Origin of the sequence: Paenibacillus sp. NPDC058174, from assembly GCF_042883865.1 — a bacterium.
Taxonomy (GTDB): Bacteria; Bacillota; Bacilli; order Paenibacillales; family Paenibacillaceae; genus Pristimantibacillus.
Map to the genome: position 1 here is coordinate 538,602 of NZ_JBHVUY010000001.1, position 18,605 is coordinate 557,206.

Consider the following 18,605-nt stretch of genomic DNA (forward strand, 5'->3'; position numbering starts at 1 on the left):
AGAGAGGGAGGTAGACGCACATGCTTTACGAACAGCGCACTTACTATATTATTCCCGGTCGCATGGAAGCCATGCTGAACCGGTTTCGGGATCATACGATAACGATTTTTGCCAAGCATAATATGAAGGTTACAAATTTTTGGGTTGATGCGGACGAGTCGAAAAACCGGTTGTATTACGTACTTGAACATCAGGATGAGGCTGCGCGTGAACGCAATTTCCAGGCCTTTCTCGAAGATCAGGAATGGCTGGATTTAAGGCACAGAACGGAACAAGACGGTCCCATGTATGAGAAAATCGAAATTGCCTATATGCACATCGCGCCTTTTTTCCAAACGGAATAGAGAGAGCTGGCTCCACGGATCCCCTTTTTATAAAGGGGATTTTTTTCATTTGGAGACTCAGCGAGATCCTTCAGCAGCATGGTTGAATTGGGCTCGCATCTCAGACAGGAACGCGGACATAGCGGGCGCAGTTAAAGCGTCTTTACGCCGGATAAACACCGTTTTGAGAATGGCATGCTTGCCTGCTATTTCATGAATTTGAATTCGCCCTTGCTGCTCCGATTCGGCTACGATGGAGCGCGGCAGCAATGATATGCCAAGTCCGGCACCAACACAGCCAAGGATGGTTTCGAGCGAACCAAATTCCATGATCTTATTGGGCATGATTCCTTCCTCCTGCAGCAGCTGATTTAATCTCGTCCGGAAGGAGCAGCTGCTAAAGAAAACAAGAAATGTACGAAGCTCCACATCTTGAATGGAATCTACTCGCGGGTGGGAAACAGAGGTGACAAGGACCAGTTCTTCATCAACGACGTCTTCAGCAATCAGATCAGGATGCTCCACTGGACCTGCAACAAATGCTCCATTCAATTCGTAATGAAGAACGGCATTGATATGATTCTCTGAAGGACCGGTAATTAATGAGAAATCTACTGCCGGATAATCCATGTGATATTTCGTAAGCAGGTTAGGGAGACGAACGGCTGCTGTCGTTTCTACAGATCCAATCAGAAGCGGACCTGACGGAACAGAGGAATCTCCGACGGCTGATCGGGCTTCCTGAATGATATGTAAGATTTGCTCAGCATAGGATAGCAGGATGTGTCCAGTAGGCGTAAGTGTAATTCCCCGATTATGCCGGTAAAACAATTGAGTCTGCAAATCGGCTTCCAGCTGTTGAATCTTATGCGTGACATTGGATTGGGCAAAGGTTAATTTTTGAGCTGCCTTCGATATGCTTCCTTCTTGAGCAGTCGTATAAAACACTTTAAGCAATTGAATATCCATGGAAGCCTCCTGTACGAATATGATTAGATATCTTAATTTGAGATATCTGAATTCTTTGATTCGTATTATACATGATATCAGATCGATACAACATCTTTCATGCCGATGTGCTAAGGAAGTATTTTTTTCAACAAAAGCAGGGTTTTGCCACGGAAAGGTCAAACAATTAAAGAACCATATTTCAACATTTTACCAGACAATTCGAAAACAGATTAAGATAGCGACAACAGACCATAGCGGAAAAGGGGGTTCGCCAGACGATTGTTTAAACCTATGTATGATTTGGTTATTAGTTGTGTAATGGGGGTTGGTCTGCTTAGCGGCTGCGCAGCAAAGCCGGTTGCGGAGGATGGCGGGCCGGCCTTACTAGGAAGCATCGGGTAACATGATCCAGCAGGCGCCGGATCAAGAGAAGCTGAATGATTTTACATTAATGAGTATCGAGAAGTTCTCTGAAACACTTCATAACCTGAAAAAATCATAGGGGACAAACTGAAAATTTGAAATTATTGAACAGAGGCCATACAATAAAATATACAATCTAATCAATCGAATCTAATGAAAAGGAATGATATCGGATATGAAAGTAACGTTTAAGCGCGTAGAGACCGAAGCTGAAATAAATACAGTAGCACAATTGGCATCTGAAATTTGGAATGATTATTATATAAGCCTTATATCCCGCGAGCAGATTGAATATATGGTGGAAAAGTATCAATCCGTTCATGCGATTAACGATCAAATTGAAGAAGAGGGTTACGAGTACTATCTGCTGCAGCTGAACGGTCAAAATGTTGGTTATCTGGGAGTTAAGCCGGAAGCGGATAAGCTTTTCCTGAGTAAATTTTATATTCTCAAAGCTTACCGGGGCAAAGGTTATGCGAGTGTAGCAATGGCATACCTGCTGCAAATATGCAACGCGCACAAGCTAAGCTCAATATGGCTGACCGTTAACCGGTTCAATGACGCTGCAATTGCCGTATATGAGAAGAAGGGCTTCAAGAAGGTTCAGACTCAAGTCGCCGATATCGGAAACGGCTATGTGATGGACGATTACATTATGGAAAAAGAAATTGCTTTAGCATACTGATTCTTTGTTTCAAAGCCGCATATAGATGCGGCTTTTTTGGAATTGGATATTGAAACATTTTCCGCTTATTGCCGTCTGTGTATAAGTAAAGGGGGCATCACATTGTCAAAATTAATCGGAGCAGCAGCTATCATTTTAAATGCTGAAGGAAAAGTACTTTTAGTAAAACATAGCTACGGCAAAAATAACTGGGATCTGCCAGGCGGAAAAGCTGAAGACGATGAGTCAGCGGAGGAAACGGCAAGCAGAGAAACTCTGGAAGAAGTTGGGCTGAACGTTCGGGTTGGAGCATTGACTGGTATATATTATGACCCGGAGCATGATATGCATCATTTTGTATTTATCGCGCATAACGATACAGAACAAGAGCCCCAGCCGAGCTCGCCCGAAATTTTGGAATGCCGATTTTTCTCCATCGATGAACTCCCTAGACCTATTAGCGATTTCACATGTAAGCGTATTAATGATGCCTTAAATCTAGATCGCGAACATTTGTTTCATACGGTTGGCCCGCGACAGTGGATTGAGTAGTACGATAACGAAGCGGAAAGCAGGCGACCTTCATATGGATTATGTGAAACTTGGAAATACAGGCATGGATGTTTCCCGGATTTGTCTTGGCTGCATGGGCTTTGGGGACGCGCAGCTTGGCCATCATCAATGGGTGCTTAATGAAGAGCACTCCCGCCAAATCATCAAAAAAGCGTTGGAGCTTGGCATTAATTTTTTTGACACCGCAAACGTCTACGCAGGAGGAACTAGCGAGGAGTTTGTTGGTCGGGCTCTGAAAGATTATGCCAACCGGGATGAAATTGTTCTGGCAACGAAAGTTCATTTCCGTATGCATGAAGGTCCTAACGGTGCAGGACTTTCTCGTAAGGCCATTATGAGTGAGATTGATAAAAGCTTAAAGCGGCTTGGCACGGAATATGTCGATCTGTACCAAATTCATCGCTGGGACAACACTACCCCAATCGAAGAGACGATGGAAGCTCTGCATGATGTCGTAAAGGCGGGTAAAGCCAGATACATCGGGGCATCTGCTATGTATGCATGGCAGTTTTTGAAGGCATTACATACAGCGGAGAAAAACGGATGGACCCGGTTTGTATCGATGCAGAATCATTACAACCTCATCTACCGCGAAGAAGAGAGAGAAATGCTGCCTCTCTGCAAGGCTGAGAAAATTGGGGTCATTCCATATAGCCCTCTAGCAGGAGGAAGGTTGACGAGAGATCAGCAGGAAACGACACATCGCTCTCAAACCGACCAAGTTCAAAAATCCAAATACGACGCGACGGCCGATACAGACCGCTTAATCGTAGACCAAGTTGCTGCAATTGCAGAAAAGCATGGCGTTCCTCGTGTTCAAATTGCATTAGCTTGGCTATTGCATAAGGATCCCGTAACCGCTCCTATTGTTGGTGCTACAAAAATCTCACATCTCGAGGATGCGGCAGCTGCCCCGTCGGTCAGGCTCACGCCTGAAGAAATTGCTTCCCTGGAAGAACCTTATATTCCTCATCGGATCGTTGGCCACGAGTAAAAAAGCAAAGCAAACAATAGAACTTCTTAAAAGTCGCATACATGCGGCTTTTTTTGTTTTAGATGCTTACTTATACCAAGTTTCGTTTTAAAAATTCTTTCCATATCCCGCGAATTTCGAAAGCGGTATAGTGAAAATAAACGCTAGTTAGTTCGGAGGGTATCATGGACCAGAACGTAAAAACAAAATTACATGACATGCTGACCAATCTTGTAGAGAACGGCACTTATACAGGGCTAGCTGTTGGCATCGTGAAGGACAATGAAATTCTTTTCACCGGTGAGTACGGAACTGCAAATATATCGACTGGCGATGCTGTCGTTCGCAGCACATTGTTTCACCAGGCTTCCGTATCCAAAACGTTCGTCGCTACGGGCATTATGCAATTGGTTGAGAATGGCGTATTGGAGCTGGACGCGCCACTGCTAAACTATTTGCCGTACTTCAAAATGGATGACGAGCGGTATCCGTCTATTACGATCCGGCAGCTCTTAAACCATACTTCCGGCATGCCGGATGAAGATGACTATGCGTGGGACCGGCCGGAGTACGACGAGCAAAGTCTTGAAAGATATGTGAAGAGTATTAGTCCTCGCAAGCTTCAATCCGAACCTGGCATTACACATGCTTATAGTAATATAGGCTACGAGATTTTGGGAGATGTGATAGCTAAGGTTAGCGGGATGAGCTTCGAGCAGTATATGAAACAGAACATTCTTGAGCCGGCAGGAATGCAATCCAGCTCCTTTCTGAAACAGGAGATTGAAGCGAATCTTGCTGCGCCTCATGTACGAAACGCTGAAGGGGCCGAGATCTGCGTTAGTGAAGTGTTTCCTTACAACAGGGCGCATGCGCCGAGCTCAACCTTGTACACCAATGTTGAAGATATGTGCCAATATATGCTGATGCATCTGAACGAAGGGGCGGAAAATGGCGCCTATAATGCTTTGAAAGCAAGCAGCTATGCTGAAATGTGGAAGCCTCAAGCATCTACCGGGGAGGCAGAAGGGAGCGGTCATATCGGGTTATGCTGGTTCTTAGGCGAGCATAAAGGCATTCGAACCCTATCACATTCCGGGTGGGATACCGGTTTTCTCAGTGATTTGTTTATTCTTCCCGATACCAAAACTGCTTTTATTGTTATGACGAATAGCGACTATAAGGATCTCAGCAGTGTAACCTTCCCATTGCTTGATCTGCTTGGCCATTGACAAATCTAGTAAAGCCGTCACAGCTCGTGTACTTGCTGCAATCAATATGAAATGATAATTTTACATAGCGAAAATGTAGCGTTCATATAAAGCCCAAACTCCTTTTATATACTTAGTTAGCTAGTATTGTGCAGCGAATCAAAAGGATTAGGGTGATTGATAGAATGTTAAAACAACGTGATTTGCACGAATGCCACTCGCTGTATCATTTGATGATTGATCCTGCAGTTTTTCCTTACGTTCGTAATAAATCCCAATCCTATGAGGAATATTTATTCACGACCGAGCAGCTGATTGTTGAAGAAGAGCAAGGAACAAGCATTTCTAGAACGATACTGAATGAAACCGGCCACCCTATTGGCACTATTGATTTATATGATATTGGGAATAAGACAGGCTTCCTCGCGACATGGGTTGGAATTCCTTATTTCGGAAAAGGCTACAATCAGCGTGCGAAAGAAAGTTTCTTTTCAGAGCTGTTCCTAAAACATAACATCGAAACGGTTTTTTTGAAAATTAGAGAGCAAAACATTCGATCCAAAAAGGCGGTTCAGAAGCTGCCTTATGTCAAATTGGCGAATGAAATTAACTCGCCCTTGTACCATTTAATCAATTATACACAGCACCATTATGACTTGTATCAAGTGGAGCGGATGGACTTTTTAGAAAGCAGAAGTGCAGTAAACGCTTAATGATCTTATCTGCTAAAAATTTAACAACGCAGCCATAACGGGCTGCGTTTTTTTGTATGCTGATTTGGACATGAAGAGAAGATCAATCTTAGGTATACTTATAATAACAACAATGAGCATGTACGCAATTAAAGGAGATTCACAAGTAATGAAATCTGATCGTATAAATTTCCCGTCAGGCTTTTGGGCTGGAATTCAACAAATAGGAGTTTCCCCTCATGATGTTGCAGGAAAAGCACAGCTTCCGCTCACGATTATAACGGAACCCGCGAAGGTCACCGCAGCCCAGTATTTCAGAATCTGGGAAGCATACTCCGAATTGGTTGGCAACGCCGCCATTGGAATTATTAAGCTGGTAACCGTCTTTGAAGCGACACATTATCCGCCGACCGTCTTAGCGACCTATCACGCACGCAGCTATCGCGATGCTCTTAATCGAATGGCTAGGTATAAGCAAATGTGTCCTCCTGAAAGCTTGCGTATAACCGAAGAGGGAGAGCTTTGTACGATAGAACTGGAATGGCTAAGCAGTCCGCAGCTTGAACATCCAGTGTTAGTTGGCACTACGCTCGCCTTTCTTCTAGAGCTCGGACGCAGGGGAACGGGACAGCATGTTACAGCACATTCTGTGGAATTCACTCACAAGATGAGCATTGAAGAGGTGAAGCCTCTGGAAGCTTATTTTGGATGCCCGGTACGCACTGGTGCAGCCGGCAATCGGTTAACGCTGCATCGAAGAGATTTGGACCGTCCCTTTACTACGTATAACAAAGAATTGCTGGAAATAATAACGCCCATATTGGACCGGACATTGGATGAACAGACCAGCCGTTCAATTCCTGAGATGGTGAAATGGACGTTGAAGCGCAGCTTGAGCGGAGGACATCTTGATATCCGGGCTGTGGCAAGTGAGCTGGGTATGAGCGATCGTACACTGCAGCGCCGTCTTACCGAAGAGGGGACGACCTTCAAGCAGTTACTGACTCAGGCTAGGCATGAACAGGCACGCGAATATTTGGCAGACCCTAAGCTCGATATTAAAGAAGTGGCATTCTTAATTGGCTACGAGGATCAGAACTCGTTTTACCGCGCCTTTCGTTTATGGGAGGGTGCTACACCTGCCAATTGGCGAGCTTATTATTTCAGGCTGAACCCGACCTCTTAATCTTTCTTCCTTCATATGCGTCATAAAGTTTCAATTTGGCGGGTTGAACAAGAATATTGGCGTTGTACGCTAGTTACCGCACCATGCAGACCAAGTAATATTATCCCTATCCAGAGCACAACAATGATATCAAAGGAGACATCGATTATGGATATGGGATTAAATAACAAGACTGCTTTGGTCACGGGTTCGACAAAAGGGATCGGGAAAGCAATTGCGATCGAACTAGCTAGAGAAGGCGTACATGTCCTTGTTAATGGACGAAATCATGCAGAGGCAGAACGAACGGTAAAAGAATTGAAGGCGGAGTTCCCGCATACATCTCCTCAGAACGCTGCAGCGGATATTGTGAATCGGCAGCAAAGGGAGGCATTGTTTGAAAAATATCCTCATGTCGATATTCTCGTTAACAATATGGGCATCTATGAAATTATGGCATATGAGAATGTTAACGATGAGGTGTGGGAAAAATATTTTCGAACGAATGTCCTCGCGGCGAATGGATTAACCGAATTTTATTTGCCTGCCATGCTGAAAAATAATGATGGACGAATTATCTTTATTGCAAGCGAAGAAGCCGTTATGCCTTCAGGACAAATGCCGCAGTATGCCATGACCAAATCCATGTTATTGTCGCTGTCGAAAAGCTTATCTAAGCTCACTAAAGGTACAGAAGTGACAATCAATACAATCATGCCAGGACCGACACTTTCTGAAAATGTACATCAAATCATAGACAGTTTGTTCCCTACTGATATGATATTTGCGGAAAAAGAGCAGCAATTTATGGCTGAAAACTTGCCGCAATCTGAAATCCAGCGATTTATTAGACCAGTTGAGATCGGCAGGCTGACTACGTTTATTTGCAGTCCTTATGCATCCGCATTTAAAGGCTCTCCGATTCGAATGGACGGGGGCATGGTGCCTACGATTTATTAAAGCGGTTCGTATACTTTAAAAAGCCGCATCATTGCGGCTTTTTTCATTGTTAGAGAGTACATGGAGGTGGTGCAATAAAAATTGATGTTGACAATCTACCAACTAGTAGGTAATATGTGAATAGGTTCAGGCGATGATGATCAGCTTGCTAAAACCGTAGTCGTACTAGATTTTTGTAGTTTCCAGTTAAACTACCTACTAGTAGGTTCTTAAGAAAAGGAATGCCATTCATTCAAGAGAGGAGCAGTGTGATGAACAAAATAAACGAAATTGATGTAGACGCGTTAAAACAATTCGCTGATGCCGTTACCAGTGATGCTGCAAAAGGCATGGCGCAATTTCAAGTGATGACGGACTGGTCTGGGGGAACAAAGTCCACTTCATCCGTGCAGGAGCTAAAGCTTGGAGACCAGCGTCTGGCAAGAGATTTTCAAATCTTGATTGACGAACCGGCTGAATTGCTTGGGGACAATACGGCGGCTAATCCCCAAGAATTATTAATGGCTGCGCTAAATGCCTGTATGATTGTCGGCTATGTCGCTGCCGCATCTCAAGAGAATGTACAGATTAAATCTTTGCGGATTCAAACGGAAGGTACGCTGGATCTTCGCGGCTTCTTGGGGCTTGATGATAGCATTAAGCCAGGATATGAAGAAATGCAATATAAAGTTATCGTTTCCGGAGATGGAACACCCGAGCAATGGGCACGAATTCATGACACGGTGACACGTACGTCGCCTAACCGCTGGAATATCGCCAATGCCATTCATTTGAATAGTGAACTGATTGTTGAGTCGTAATAACCCAAATCATACTAAATTTATTAGAGGAGATGAATGATATGAAATTTGAAAATAAAACGGTTATCGTTACAGGCGGGGGCACTGGAATTGGTAAAACGACAGCGCAGCGATTTTTCGAAGAAGGGGCTAATGTGGTCATCAACGGCCGTCGCGAGGATGTCCTGAAGCAAACTGCGCTTGAGATTGACCCGACAGGAAAAAGAGTTCTGGCAGTGGCAGGAGATATTAGCAAGCCTGAAACCTCTGCAAAGCTGGTTCAAGCGGCCGTTGAAGCGTTTGGCGGCATTGATGTGCTTGTAAACAATACGGGCAAGTTCAACCCAACGCCTTTCCTTGACCATACCGAAGAGGATCTGCAGTCGTATCTGGATACGATTGTGAAAGGAACGTTTTACCCCTCACAAGCTGTCGTTCCTGAGTTAAAGAAGAGAGGGGGCGGCGCTATCATAAACACCGGTTCGATGTGGGCGATTCAGGCCGTGGAGGCAACGCCGTCTTCTGCTTACTCCGCTGCTATGGCAGGCCGGCATGCACTGACCCGGAATTTGGCGGTTGAACTGGCTGGAGACCGCATTCGCGTTAATGCAGTAGCCCCGGCAGTAGTAGAAACACCAATTTACAACACGTTCATGACCGAAGAAGAAGTAGCTAATGTATTGCCTAGCTTCCACGCCTTCCATCCGATTGGCCGGAACGGAACCACGCATGATGTGGCAGAAGCTATACTGTTCCTTGCCAGTGATTCTGCTTCGTGGATAACAGGCGTCGTCATGCCGCTTGATGGTGGGGTTACAGCTCGTCTGAGATAAATAATAGGGAATGCCCGAACCATAGCAGATGACCTCTGAGCTCGCTCAGAGGTCATCTGCTATTGGAGGTTGCTTGAAGCAACAGCTTCAATAAATCGTTCGCGGACTTAGTGAACAGCTGCAAAATGGTCCTGCCACTCATTAAAGCCTTCTTCCATCCGGTAAGCTGTAAACCCTTCTGTTTGCAATTTTTCGGCTGCGATTGCTGAATAGACGCACAAGGGCCCTCTGCAATAAGCGATAATCTCGGACGTCTGGGGCAAATTCTTAATAAATGCGTCCAGATCCTCCAGCGGAACGGAGATAGCGCCTGCGATATGGCCTGCTTCATATTCCTCAGTCGGCCGCAGGTCTAACAACATAATGGAGCTGCTGTTCAGTTTTTCAACGACGTCATCCATGGAGAGCGTTTGAATCTCATCCATGTTGTCAAAGAAATCTTCTTTCAGTCGGCTGATATCCGGCAGCTGCTTTTCGCTAATTTTCCACAATGAGGATAAAAACTCGACAATAGAAGGATCGGCTAATGAATAGATGACATAGGTGCCTTTTTTGGTGAATTTAACTAATTTGGCATCGTTCAAAATTTGAAGATGCCGGGAGACGTTTGCGACATTCATATCGGTAAATTGTGCAAGCTTCTCAACTGTTTTTGGTCCTTGAATGAGCAAATTTAATATTTCGAGTCTTTTATCGCTAGACAGGCATTTGCCGATTCTGGACAGCTGTTTATATAATTCGTCTTTAAAGAGCCTGGCGGATTCAAGGATATCGTCCATCGTAATCATCCTTTGTTATTCAATTATTATATTGTTTATTATACTATACGCTCTCGATACTATCCAGAAATGTGAAGCACAGGACGGAAGCGGGCTGTTGCCTGCATTACCCGTTCGAAAGCTTCGCTTGCGCGCTCCAGTGGAAAAACTTCAAAGATTGGCCGTACATCGGTTAGCACGCTAAAATGAATGGCATCTGCAATCTCTTTTGCATGGCCGGTGAAGGAGCCTCGGACAGTGTGGGGACCCTTCAAAAAGTCCATCGCAGACAGCTCCAGCTGTTCACCGGAGCCCGCTACAATGATGAGCTCACTATCTGCCCCTAGTCCGCCAAGGAGGGAAGAAATGGCTTTGGCATTTGGTGCGGTAGCGAGTATAACTTTTGCTCCGCCCAATGCCTTTAGAGCCTTGGCTGGATTCTCAATTTCTGAGTTGATGTAGTGATGTGCGCCAAGCTGGCGTGCCAATTGTTCTTTATCATTGCCGCGAGAGATCGCGACGGTATGGAAACCGGCTTTTTTGGCGTACTGGATGGCAAGATGGCCTAAACCGCCAATGCCTAAGACGGCTACAAGATCGCCGGGTCGTGCTTTACTCTTTTTCAATGCGCTGAACGTGGTTTCTCCCGCACACATAAGCGGTGCCGCCTCAAGGGCAGATAGTTCGTCCGGAATGCTCGTTAACCCATCTTCATCTGCAACCATATATTCAGCATAACCGCCGTCAATCGTCAGACCGGTAACATGGTCATGTCCGCCATGCCAGCCGATGCCGACGCGCTGTCCGATATTCCACAGGGACGAGCCGGCACCGAGCTCCTCTACGATGCCGATTACTTCATGGCCGGGAATACGGGGATACTGAGGAGCGGCACCTTTAATTGTTAAAGAATCGCCATTGCATACACCGCAAGCTTCTATGCGAAGCAGAACTTGTCCTCGCCCAGGGAGGGGGACGGGGACTTCAACTAATTGCATGGGCACACCTTTGGCTGGTATTTGGATCGCTTTCATCATCTTCATCTATTTTCCTCCTAAATCAATGTTAGTCCGATTAATAAGTTACTCTTGAAGTATAAAGGATGAAAATATATAATTCAATTAATCAATTGAATATTAATAAAATAATGACAGGCACAGAAGGAATAAAGATAAAGGGAGAGTAACCATGGAAAATGAAAATTCAGATCAGATATATCCGGTTGTTATTATCGGAGCCGGCTTAAGCGGCCTGCGCGCGGCATCGCTGCTTCATTCGCAGGGCATCAGGTGCAAGGTTTTAGAAGCGCGTGAGCGGATTGGTGGCAGAATTTTAAGTACCGCTGCAGCAGGCGAGCCTGAGCTCGGCCAGTATGATCTAGGGCCTACATGGTATTGGCCGCAGTACGAACGGGTTATTGCCAGTCTGGTCAAGGAACTCGGTTTACAGATATTTTCTCAATACACGAATGGGGCTATGCTTTCGGAGCGGACGCGGAACGAACCTCCACAGCGCTTTATGCTTGCAGAAGGCGCTGTGGAGCCCTCGATGCGGCTGGCTGGAGGCGTTAAGTCGCTCATCGATGCGATTGCGAACATGCTCCCTTCCGGTTCGATCGAGTTAAATACTCGTGTAGCAGAGATACAGCTTGATCGAGAAGGAAACGGCGTCGATGTAGCAGCTGTACTAGAAGATGGTACAAGGAAGAGCATTCGTGCCCGTGCTGTAATTATGGCATTGCCGCCTCGGATCGCTGCCCGCCGCATTACGTTTATACCGGCGATCCCGCCTAACCTTATGACTAGCTTTATTAACACGCCAACATGGATGGCAGGTCAGGCCAAAGTTATAACCGTCTATGACCGTCCATTCTGGCGCAAAGATGGACTCTCCGGGCTTGCAACAAGCTGGGTTGGACCTCTGCAGGAGATTCACGATGCCTCCCCGGTTGAAGGGGCCGGTGCGCTGTTTGGTTTTTTCGGCATGAATGCCATAAAGCGCCGAGAGCTTGGTGAAGAGCAAGTGCTTGAACTCGTTAGAGAGCAACTGACACGATTGTTTGGTCCGAAGGCGGAAGAGGCGAAGGTAGTCTTTTACAAGGATTGGACTAGCGATACTGAGACAGCGGTTGAAGATGACTTTACTGCCTTAACAAGCTTTCCAAGCTATGGTCCGCTCGTAGCGGAAGGTGAATGGGCTAGTAAGATTGTTTTTGCCGGTACCGAAACCTCGCAGGAACATGGCGGTCATCTGGAAGGTGCGCTTCGGTCAGCTGAACAAGCTGTTTCAGATGTGATTAAGCTCATATAGTCATCGGTTCGTTTTATTAATAATTTTCTTGACCCTGGAACATTTCGGCACTATAATTCAATTAATCAATTGAATATTATGTTTGGATGAAGTGGCAATAGATGGAGAGTTTTATCGATTTCATGAAAGGATAAGGTATGCCATTCATATGTTACTCCTATATGTGCTTATTATAGTCGGGGGGATCTGGCTGATTCATCAGCTGTGGCCGGTACGTTCACTAACTTTTCTTAGATCAGGTCTGCGAGAAGCCCTGCTGATGCTGCCGCATACGGCAAAGGTGCTTGATGTAAGGGATGCTGCAGATTATGGCAACGAACACTTACCGGATTCTGTGAATGTTTCATTAGGCCGGTTGCCTTTTGTATGGAAAACAGAGTTCAACCCTCAAGACGAAATATTGATTGTTGCCGACCATATCTTTGCCATTAAGCGTGCTGCGAGAATTCTACAAAGAAGGGGATTTCGGAAGCTATATGCGGTCCGCACGCCTGTAGCTATTCTTCTGAAGGGAGAGAAACAGCGGTTGAATGGAGAAAAATAATGAAAAATGATACGGAGCTGACCAGCTTGATCAGATTTATGAATCAAATATGAACTGAATGGGGAAGGCGTTAAGCAAACTAAGGGGATGGAATTAAATAATGGCACAAGTTCATTCTGCGAGCAATCCATTGCAGCATTATGCGGATTCACCGGAAAAACAAAAACAGTTGTATCGAAAAACTTTATTAATCGTCATTATATCTCAAATTTTTGGAGGTGCCGGACTTGCTGCCGGCGTGACAGTGGGGGCGCTGCTTGCACAGAGCATGCTTGGAACGGACAGCTTTACGGGTATTCCTACTGCGTTGTTTACACTGGGCTCAGCAATTGCTGCATGGCTTGTCGGCCGCTCCTCTCAGAAGCATGGGCGGCGTCTCGGGCTGGGAGCCGGTTTTATAATAGGCGGGTTGGGCGCTATCGGAGTAATTATTGCGGCCATTTCCAATAGTATTGTTCTCTTGCTCCTGTCCCTTTTCATCTATGGTGCAGGTACAGCAACAAATTTGCAGGCGCGTTATGCAAGCGCGGATTTAGCAAGCTCTAAACAGCGGGCTACAGCAGCAAGTCTGGCTATGGTCGCGACCACCTTCGGAGCGGTAGCAGGACCAAGCTTGGTAGGCGTTATGGGTGACTTTGCAGAGTCGATTGGCGTTCCCAGTCTTGCCGGACCGTTCATTTTAGCAGCTGCAGCCTTTATTCTGGCCGGTCTTGTCCTTCTGATTCTGCTGCGTCCCGATCCGCTTCTCGTTGCTAATGCAATCGCAGAGCATAGGGGAAGCAGAGAACAGACCACTGCAAATGCAGGAACTGCTCCTGCTGCATGGAACAAACGCGGTGTTATCACTGGAGCAACCGTTATGATTCTTACACAGATCGTGATGGTCGCGATTATGACTATGACTCCGATTCATATGAAGCATCATGGTCACGGCTTGGGTGATGTCGGGCTTGTGATCGGCTTTCATATCGGAGCTATGTATTTGCCTTCGCTGCTGACAGGTATTCTTGTTGATAAATTAGGACGTACGATGATGGCAATTGCTGCAGGCATTACGCTGCTTCTCTCAGGAATTGTTGCCGCAACTGCTCCCGGAGATTCGATGCCGTTGCTGATCACGGCGCTTTGCTTGCTCGGGCTTGGCTGGAACTTTGGGTTGATCAGCGGAACGGCATTAATTGTTGATTCGACAACTCATTCCAACCGGGCAAAAATTCAAGGATCGGTAGATGTGCTGATTGCACTATCGGGTGCGTCTGGCGGTATGCTGTCCGGTATGATTGTAGCTCATTCCAGCTACTCTATACTGTCGCTCTCGGGAAGCTTGCTTGCTTTATTTCTAATTCCAGTCATGATCTGGTCGCTCAAGGGAAAGAAGAAGGAAGCATCAGGTATGAATCATACTTAAAGATTGTATAAAATAAAGCTGAAGCGGTTAGCTAAGACTTCGTAGTCTTAATTAGCCGCTTTTAAAATCTATTGACTAACTAACTTGTTAGTTATATAATTCGAATTGCAGCACAATCTTATGGAGAGAAGGAAAGTGCCATGTGCTAAAGTCAAACCAAAAATTTATGGACATACTAGATCAAGCTAAGGAGTGCTTTCAATGACAGCAAAAACTTGGTTTATTACCGGAATCAACAGCGGATTTGGACGACAATTAACGGAGCAGCTGCTGGAACGCGGAGATTATGTGGCGGGTACAATACGCAAATTGGATGCGGTGGATGATCTGAAGCAAAAATACGGTGCCCGCTTATGGACAGCGCATCTGGATGTTACAGAATCGACTGAAGTTCATGAAGTGGTCAATAAGGCTTTCACAGCTTTGGGGAAAATCGATGTTGTCGTGAACAATGCCGGATATGGCCTCTTTGGCACCGCTGAGGAACTAACGGATGAATTGCTTCACAATCAGATCAATACCAATTTGATTGGATCGATTCAAGTGGTACGTGCTGCCTTGCCGCATTTGCGGAGACAGGGCGGAGGACGGATTTTACAGCTTTCAACGTATGGCGGCCAAGCAGTAAACCCAGGAGCCGGCATGTATCATGCCACGAAATGGGGAATCGAGGGCTTTATGGAATCGACAGCGCTTGATGTTGCTCCATTCAACATAGGCATTACTATTGTAGAGCCTGGCGGAGCCCGCACCGAGTTTCGTTATGGAAGTGCCAAAATTACGCCGAAAAATGAAGCCTATGAAATTAGTCCTGCCAACATGACAAGACAATTTATCGAAGGCGCTCCGTCTTTATCCCTTGGTGATCCTGTCAAAATGGCAAAAGCGATGATTGACAGCGTTGACCAGCAACCAGCACCGAAACGGCTTGTTCTCGGCAGTGATTCTTATCGCGCCATTCATAAAGCATTGACTGAACGTTTGGCGGAACTGGAATTGCAGAAGGATACTTCTGCTGCAACGGATTTTATTGAATAATGCTTTAAATTAACTATCTAGTTAGTTATTTGAGAATAAATAATAAGAAAGAAGGATTAACATGACAAAAATTGCGATCGTAACTGGCGGAAGCCGCGGGATTGGACGCAGTACTGTGCTTATGCTTGCTCAACGGGGAATTGATTCGATTTTTACGTACAATTCAAACAAAGAGGAAGCAGACAAAGTCGTTGAGCTTGCAGCCAAAGAGGGGCGCAAAGCGGTTGCACTGCAATTAGACGCTGGAAATACCGGTACCTTCGATGCCTTTGTATCGGAAGTGAAAGAAGCTTTGTCAGCATGGGGGACGGATCACTTTGATATTCTGATCAACAATGCCGGCATTTCGCATCATGGAACGTTCGTTTCTACGACAGAAGAGGAACTGGACGCACTTTATAACGTTCATGTAAAAGGTGTTTTCTTTGTAACGCAGAAGCTGCTTCCGCTCATTAATGACGGAGGAGACATTGTAAACATTTCTACTGGCTTAACACGAATCATAGTTGGAAGCCCAGCATATGCAGCTGTCAAGGGAGCGATTGAAGTGCTGACCAAATACCAGGCAAAGGAGCTTGGCCCGCGCCGGATTAAAGTCAACGTCATTGCCCCGGGTGCGGTAGCTACTGATTTCAGTGGAGGCATGGTCAGAGACAACCCGCAAGTAAATAAAATGGTGTCGGATATGACGGCGCTAGGCCGCCCGGGACTTCCTGAAGATATTGCAATGGCGATCGCCTCACTCGTATCTGAAGAGAATCGCTGGGTAAATGCACAGCGTATTGAGGTGTCAGGCGGAATGGGCATCTAAACAAAAGTAACCATCAGCATTTGCTGCTCAGCGGAGGAGCTTTGCAATAATAAGGACAGCGTAATGCTGTTCTTTTTTTATTGTAAAATTTCCGATATAGATAGGAAGGAATTTCTTTTACCCAAAATACTGCAAGTAAAGTATATTTGATTCTAGACTTCCGCAGCTTCCGGGGAAGCAGGAGATGTCCTGGGTTCACCCTGAAGTTTTTTTGATAAAAAATGAACTTTTATACCCAATACACTCTCTTATCTATGAAAAGGGGTGAGAACTTGAATGTAAGCCGTCTTGTCAAACAAGCCAAAAAAGGCAACAAGGAAGCTTTGCTGCAACTCATTCTAGACGATCAGGACGCTTACTATCGTCTTGCCTATACGTACATGGGGAACGAACATGATGCGATGGATGCGATGGAGGATATGATCGTTACGCTATATGAGAAAATCGATCAATTGCAGAAGAGCGAAGCCTTCTACAGCTGGAGCAAAACAATTCTCGTCAACCGGTGTAAAACATTGCTCCGCAAAAAGGAACGATTCCTTCCTCTTGAGGATGAGAGCGAACAATCATCTATCCCATTAACCGATGACAATCCGTACCGACATACAGAATCCGAGATGGATATGGAAGTGCTGTTATCTCATCTGAATGAACAGCAGAGGGAAGCGATCGAGCTTCGTTACGTGCATGATCTTCCCTACCAGACGATTGCGGATATGACTGGTGCGCCGCTTGGCACAATCAAATCGCGAATTTCGCAAGGCATTCAGAAACTGAAAGCGATGATCGGAGGTGATCGTTATGACAACGATCGAGGAGAAGCTAGAAGAGCATAAACTCAGTTTGGCAATTGCGCAAACACCGGCAGAGCTTGAGAGCAGACTTCGCAAGGCCCTCCAAAATGCTCCTGCTCGAAAGAGAAAAGGGAAGCGGGCATTGACATGGATTGCGACAGCAGCCGCAGCATTTTTTCTCATTGCTGGAACGTATCAATACCCTGCTTTTGCTTATTTTAGCGGTAAGCTGTTTAATAAAGCCGAGCTGCACACCCTTAGCTTTGCGGAGCTGTCGGATCAAGGCTACGGACAAACGGTTAATACGAGCAAAACGCTTAAAGATGGTACAGTCATTACAATTAGCGGTGTTATTGCGGACGATAACGCCTTGTCGATGTACTACAGTATTGATCGGCCTGAAGGTTCTTCTATCTATGATGCCAACGGTTCACACCGTTATAATGTTTGGAAGGTGGAAGGATTTCTGACGGATTCAAGTGCGACAGAAGGCGGCGGCAATCCTAGCGAAAACGACACTCGTTTCGAAGGTGTACAAAAATTTAAACCGGTTAGTCCATTCGCCAAAACGTTAACCGTTGAATTCAGTGAGTGGCTAGACAATGGGAAACGGGCAATCTACCCGATATCCTTCAAATTTGATGCTAATAAAGCGATGAAGAGCTTGATCAGCCAGGATATCGGGAAATCCGTCATTGTCGATAAGGGGGCCGTACATTATGATTCCATAACGGCTTCGCCAACTTCAACGATTGTGAAGGGACACTTTGAAATGGACAATGGAGAATTACCGAGATTTACAGGTAAAACAACGCTTTATGTCAATGGAACAGCATTTTCAATGCAGGGGGGGCGTTCTGGCGCTAATGGATTTGAATTGGAATTTGACGTGCTTCCAACAGATAAGATTGAGAGCATGGAACTTGTACTCGAAAATTTCCCCGGCTATCAAAAAGTAGAGCAGCCTATTTCCTTGGCTTCGCCTTCAGATCTGTCTTTGAAAATTGGCAGTGAAAAGCTATGGATTCGAAGTGTCACTAAAACGGCGGATGGTTATGATATCGTAATTGCCAGAAAGCAGTTTACATTTCTAGTGAAGGACGGCTTATCCGTGCAAGCAGGGGGTCAAGTTGTTCCGGTTTCATCCATTTCAAAAGAACGCCCATGGGATCTGAAGAACGGCAACATCTTGTGGGAGCAGACGTATTCTTTTGCAACGAAAGACAAACCGGAATTTCTGCTGGTCGACGGATTTGACTATATCAAAACATACAAAGAGAAAATTTCTGTTCCTGTATCTGATAAAAAATAAAAGGATTACTTGCCGAAACCGCGCTGCTGCGCGGTTTTTTTGTGATAAATCTCATGCTGATTGGGGGCTAGTAGAATAGTTAT

At 45.6% G+C, this 18,605-nt stretch carries 21 protein-coding genes; 18 read left to right on the plus strand and 3 right to left on the minus strand.

Translation table 11 applies throughout. The features are described from left to right. Window positions 1–20: 20 nt before the first annotated feature. Complete coding sequence (locus ACFVVF_RS02445; RefSeq protein WP_387805059.1) at window positions 21–344, plus strand: NIPSNAP family protein; 324 nt, start codon at window positions 21–23, stop codon at window positions 342–344. 57 nt (window positions 345–401) lie between these two features. Here the strand turns inward: ACFVVF_RS02445 and ACFVVF_RS02450 are convergent, their stop codons facing one another. Next, window positions 402–1,292 (minus strand): LysR family transcriptional regulator, encoded by an 891-nt coding sequence (locus ACFVVF_RS02450; RefSeq protein ID WP_387805061.1) that lies wholly within the window; start codon window positions 1,290–1,292, stop codon window positions 402–404. A 261-nt stretch (window positions 1,293–1,553) separates the two neighbouring features. Between ACFVVF_RS02450 and ACFVVF_RS02455 the strand changes: the two genes are divergently transcribed. The 10 genes from ACFVVF_RS02455 (at window position 1,554) to ACFVVF_RS02500 (ending at window position 9,547) form a co-directional block, all read left to right on the plus strand. Continuing rightward, window positions 1,554–1,676, plus strand: a complete 123-nt coding sequence (locus ACFVVF_RS02455) for a hypothetical protein (protein WP_387805063.1) — start codon at window positions 1,554–1,556, stop codon at window positions 1,674–1,676. Between the two features lie 196 nt (window positions 1,677–1,872). Continuing rightward, on the plus strand, window positions 1,873–2,382 hold the full coding sequence (locus tag ACFVVF_RS02460) for a GNAT family N-acetyltransferase (protein WP_387805065.1): 510 nt from the start codon (window positions 1,873–1,875) through the stop codon (window positions 2,380–2,382). Window positions 2,383–2,484: 102 nt separating this feature from the next. Further along, window positions 2,485–2,913, plus strand: coding sequence for an NUDIX hydrolase (locus ACFVVF_RS02465; protein WP_387805067.1), 429 nt, complete (start codon window positions 2,485–2,487; stop codon window positions 2,911–2,913). A gap of 34 nt (window positions 2,914–2,947) precedes the next feature. Beyond that, window positions 2,948–3,928 carry an aldo/keto reductase gene (locus tag ACFVVF_RS02470; RefSeq protein ID WP_387805069.1) on the plus strand — a complete coding sequence of 327 codons (981 nt, stop codon included), beginning with the start codon at window positions 2,948–2,950 and terminating at the stop codon, window positions 3,926–3,928. A gap of 164 nt (window positions 3,929–4,092) precedes the next feature. Continuing rightward, the gene (locus ACFVVF_RS02475) at window positions 4,093–5,139 is read left to right on the plus strand and encodes a serine hydrolase domain-containing protein (protein ID WP_387805071.1); all 1,047 of its coding nucleotides are present in this window, start codon (window positions 4,093–4,095) and stop codon (window positions 5,137–5,139) included. Window positions 5,140–5,303: 164 nt separating this feature from the next. Next, complete coding sequence (locus tag ACFVVF_RS02480; protein ID WP_387808756.1) at window positions 5,304–5,831, plus strand: GNAT family N-acetyltransferase; 528 nt, start codon at window positions 5,304–5,306, stop codon at window positions 5,829–5,831. A 148-nt stretch (window positions 5,832–5,979) separates the two neighbouring features. Next, window positions 5,980–6,996, plus strand: a complete 1,017-nt coding sequence (locus ACFVVF_RS02485) for an AraC family transcriptional regulator ligand-binding domain-containing protein (protein WP_387805073.1) — start codon at window positions 5,980–5,982, stop codon at window positions 6,994–6,996. A 147-nt stretch (window positions 6,997–7,143) separates the two neighbouring features. Then, entirely contained in the window at window positions 7,144–7,935 is a 792-nt protein-coding gene (locus ACFVVF_RS02490; RefSeq protein WP_387808759.1) for an SDR family NAD(P)-dependent oxidoreductase, read from the plus strand. A 251-nt stretch (window positions 7,936–8,186) separates the two neighbouring features. Next, entirely contained in the window at window positions 8,187–8,735 is a 549-nt protein-coding gene (locus tag ACFVVF_RS02495) for an OsmC family protein (protein ID WP_387805075.1), read from the plus strand. A gap of 41 nt (window positions 8,736–8,776) precedes the next feature. Next, window positions 8,777–9,547, plus strand: coding sequence for an SDR family NAD(P)-dependent oxidoreductase (locus ACFVVF_RS02500; protein WP_387805077.1), 771 nt, complete (start codon window positions 8,777–8,779; stop codon window positions 9,545–9,547). 107 nt (window positions 9,548–9,654) lie between these two features. Here ACFVVF_RS02500 and ACFVVF_RS02505 read toward each other — a convergent pair whose 3' ends face one another. Further along, on the minus strand, window positions 9,655–10,326 hold the full coding sequence (locus tag ACFVVF_RS02505) for an ArsR/SmtB family transcription factor (protein WP_387805079.1): 672 nt from the start codon (window positions 10,324–10,326) through the stop codon (window positions 9,655–9,657). A 59-nt stretch (window positions 10,327–10,385) separates the two neighbouring features. Then, window positions 10,386–11,348: a zinc-binding dehydrogenase gene (locus ACFVVF_RS02510; RefSeq protein ID WP_387805081.1), complete on the minus strand. Its 963-nt coding sequence runs from the start codon at window positions 11,346–11,348 to the stop codon at window positions 10,386–10,388. 145 nt (window positions 11,349–11,493) lie between these two features. Here ACFVVF_RS02510 and ACFVVF_RS02515 point away from each other — a divergent pair, with 145 nt between their 5' ends. The 7 genes from ACFVVF_RS02515 to ACFVVF_RS02545 all read left to right on the plus strand — a co-directional run bounded on the left by ACFVVF_RS02515 (window position 11,494) and on the right by ACFVVF_RS02545 (window position 18,522). Then, window positions 11,494–12,615, plus strand: coding sequence for a flavin monoamine oxidase family protein (locus ACFVVF_RS02515; protein WP_387805083.1), 1,122 nt, complete (start codon window positions 11,494–11,496; stop codon window positions 12,613–12,615). Window positions 12,616–12,706: 91 nt separating this feature from the next. Further along, on the plus strand, window positions 12,707–13,159 hold the full coding sequence (locus ACFVVF_RS02520; RefSeq protein ID WP_387808762.1) for a rhodanese-like domain-containing protein: 453 nt from the start codon (window positions 12,707–12,709) through the stop codon (window positions 13,157–13,159). Window positions 13,160–13,259: 100 nt separating this feature from the next. Next, window positions 13,260–14,567 carry an MFS transporter gene (locus ACFVVF_RS02525; protein WP_387805084.1) on the plus strand — a complete coding sequence of 436 codons (1,308 nt, stop codon included), beginning with the start codon at window positions 13,260–13,262 and terminating at the stop codon, window positions 14,565–14,567. Window positions 14,568–14,768: 201 nt separating this feature from the next. Beyond that, the gene (locus tag ACFVVF_RS02530; protein WP_387805086.1) at window positions 14,769–15,605 is read left to right on the plus strand and encodes an SDR family oxidoreductase; all 837 of its coding nucleotides are present in this window, start codon (window positions 14,769–14,771) and stop codon (window positions 15,603–15,605) included. A 61-nt stretch (window positions 15,606–15,666) separates the two neighbouring features. Next, window positions 15,667–16,416 (plus strand): SDR family NAD(P)-dependent oxidoreductase, encoded by a 750-nt coding sequence (locus ACFVVF_RS02535; protein ID WP_387805088.1) that lies wholly within the window; start codon window positions 15,667–15,669, stop codon window positions 16,414–16,416. A gap of 272 nt (window positions 16,417–16,688) precedes the next feature. Beyond that, the gene (locus ACFVVF_RS02540; protein ID WP_387808765.1) at window positions 16,689–17,252 is read left to right on the plus strand and encodes a sigma-70 family RNA polymerase sigma factor; all 564 of its coding nucleotides are present in this window, start codon (window positions 16,689–16,691) and stop codon (window positions 17,250–17,252) included. Further along, window positions 17,218–18,522, plus strand: coding sequence for a DUF4179 domain-containing protein (locus tag ACFVVF_RS02545; RefSeq protein ID WP_387805090.1), 1,305 nt, complete (start codon window positions 17,218–17,220; stop codon window positions 18,520–18,522). Before ACFVVF_RS02540 ends, ACFVVF_RS02545 begins: the two co-directional genes overlap by 35 nt. Window positions 18,523–18,605 lie beyond the last annotated feature (83 nt).

What these genes read in the sequence shown, in the direction of transcription:
- ACFVVF_RS02445 (WP_387805059.1), top strand. Translation starts at nt 21, where the DNA reads ATGCTTTACGAACAGCGCACTTACTATATTATTCCCGGTCGCATGGAA.
- ACFVVF_RS02450 (WP_387805061.1), bottom strand. Translation starts at nt 1,292, where the DNA reads ATGGATATTCAATTGCTTAAAGTGTTTTATACGACTGCTCAAGAAGGA.
- ACFVVF_RS02460 (WP_387805065.1), top strand. Translation starts at nt 1,873, where the DNA reads ATGAAAGTAACGTTTAAGCGCGTAGAGACCGAAGCTGAAATAAATACA.
- ACFVVF_RS02470 (WP_387805069.1), top strand. Translation starts at nt 2,948, where the DNA reads ATGGATTATGTGAAACTTGGAAATACAGGCATGGATGTTTCCCGGATT.
- ACFVVF_RS02475 (WP_387805071.1), top strand. Translation starts at nt 4,093, where the DNA reads ATGGACCAGAACGTAAAAACAAAATTACATGACATGCTGACCAATCTT.
- ACFVVF_RS02480 (WP_387808756.1), top strand. Translation starts at nt 5,304, where the DNA reads ATGTTAAAACAACGTGATTTGCACGAATGCCACTCGCTGTATCATTTG.
- ACFVVF_RS02485 (WP_387805073.1), top strand. Translation starts at nt 5,980, where the DNA reads ATGAAATCTGATCGTATAAATTTCCCGTCAGGCTTTTGGGCTGGAATT.
- ACFVVF_RS02490 (WP_387808759.1), top strand. Translation starts at nt 7,144, where the DNA reads ATGGATATGGGATTAAATAACAAGACTGCTTTGGTCACGGGTTCGACA.
- ACFVVF_RS02495 (WP_387805075.1), top strand. Translation starts at nt 8,187, where the DNA reads ATGAACAAAATAAACGAAATTGATGTAGACGCGTTAAAACAATTCGCT.
- ACFVVF_RS02500 (WP_387805077.1), top strand. Translation starts at nt 8,777, where the DNA reads ATGAAATTTGAAAATAAAACGGTTATCGTTACAGGCGGGGGCACTGGA.
- ACFVVF_RS02505 (WP_387805079.1), bottom strand. Translation starts at nt 10,326, where the DNA reads ATGGACGATATCCTTGAATCCGCCAGGCTCTTTAAAGACGAATTATAT.
- ACFVVF_RS02510 (WP_387805081.1), bottom strand. Translation starts at nt 11,348, where the DNA reads ATGAAGATGATGAAAGCGATCCAAATACCAGCCAAAGGTGTGCCCATG.
- ACFVVF_RS02515 (WP_387805083.1), top strand. Translation starts at nt 11,494, where the DNA reads ATGGAAAATGAAAATTCAGATCAGATATATCCGGTTGTTATTATCGGA.
- ACFVVF_RS02525 (WP_387805084.1), top strand. Translation starts at nt 13,260, where the DNA reads ATGGCACAAGTTCATTCTGCGAGCAATCCATTGCAGCATTATGCGGAT.
- ACFVVF_RS02530 (WP_387805086.1), top strand. Translation starts at nt 14,769, where the DNA reads ATGACAGCAAAAACTTGGTTTATTACCGGAATCAACAGCGGATTTGGA.
- ACFVVF_RS02535 (WP_387805088.1), top strand. Translation starts at nt 15,667, where the DNA reads ATGACAAAAATTGCGATCGTAACTGGCGGAAGCCGCGGGATTGGACGC.
- ACFVVF_RS02545 (WP_387805090.1), top strand. Translation starts at nt 17,218, where the DNA reads ATGACAACGATCGAGGAGAAGCTAGAAGAGCATAAACTCAGTTTGGCA.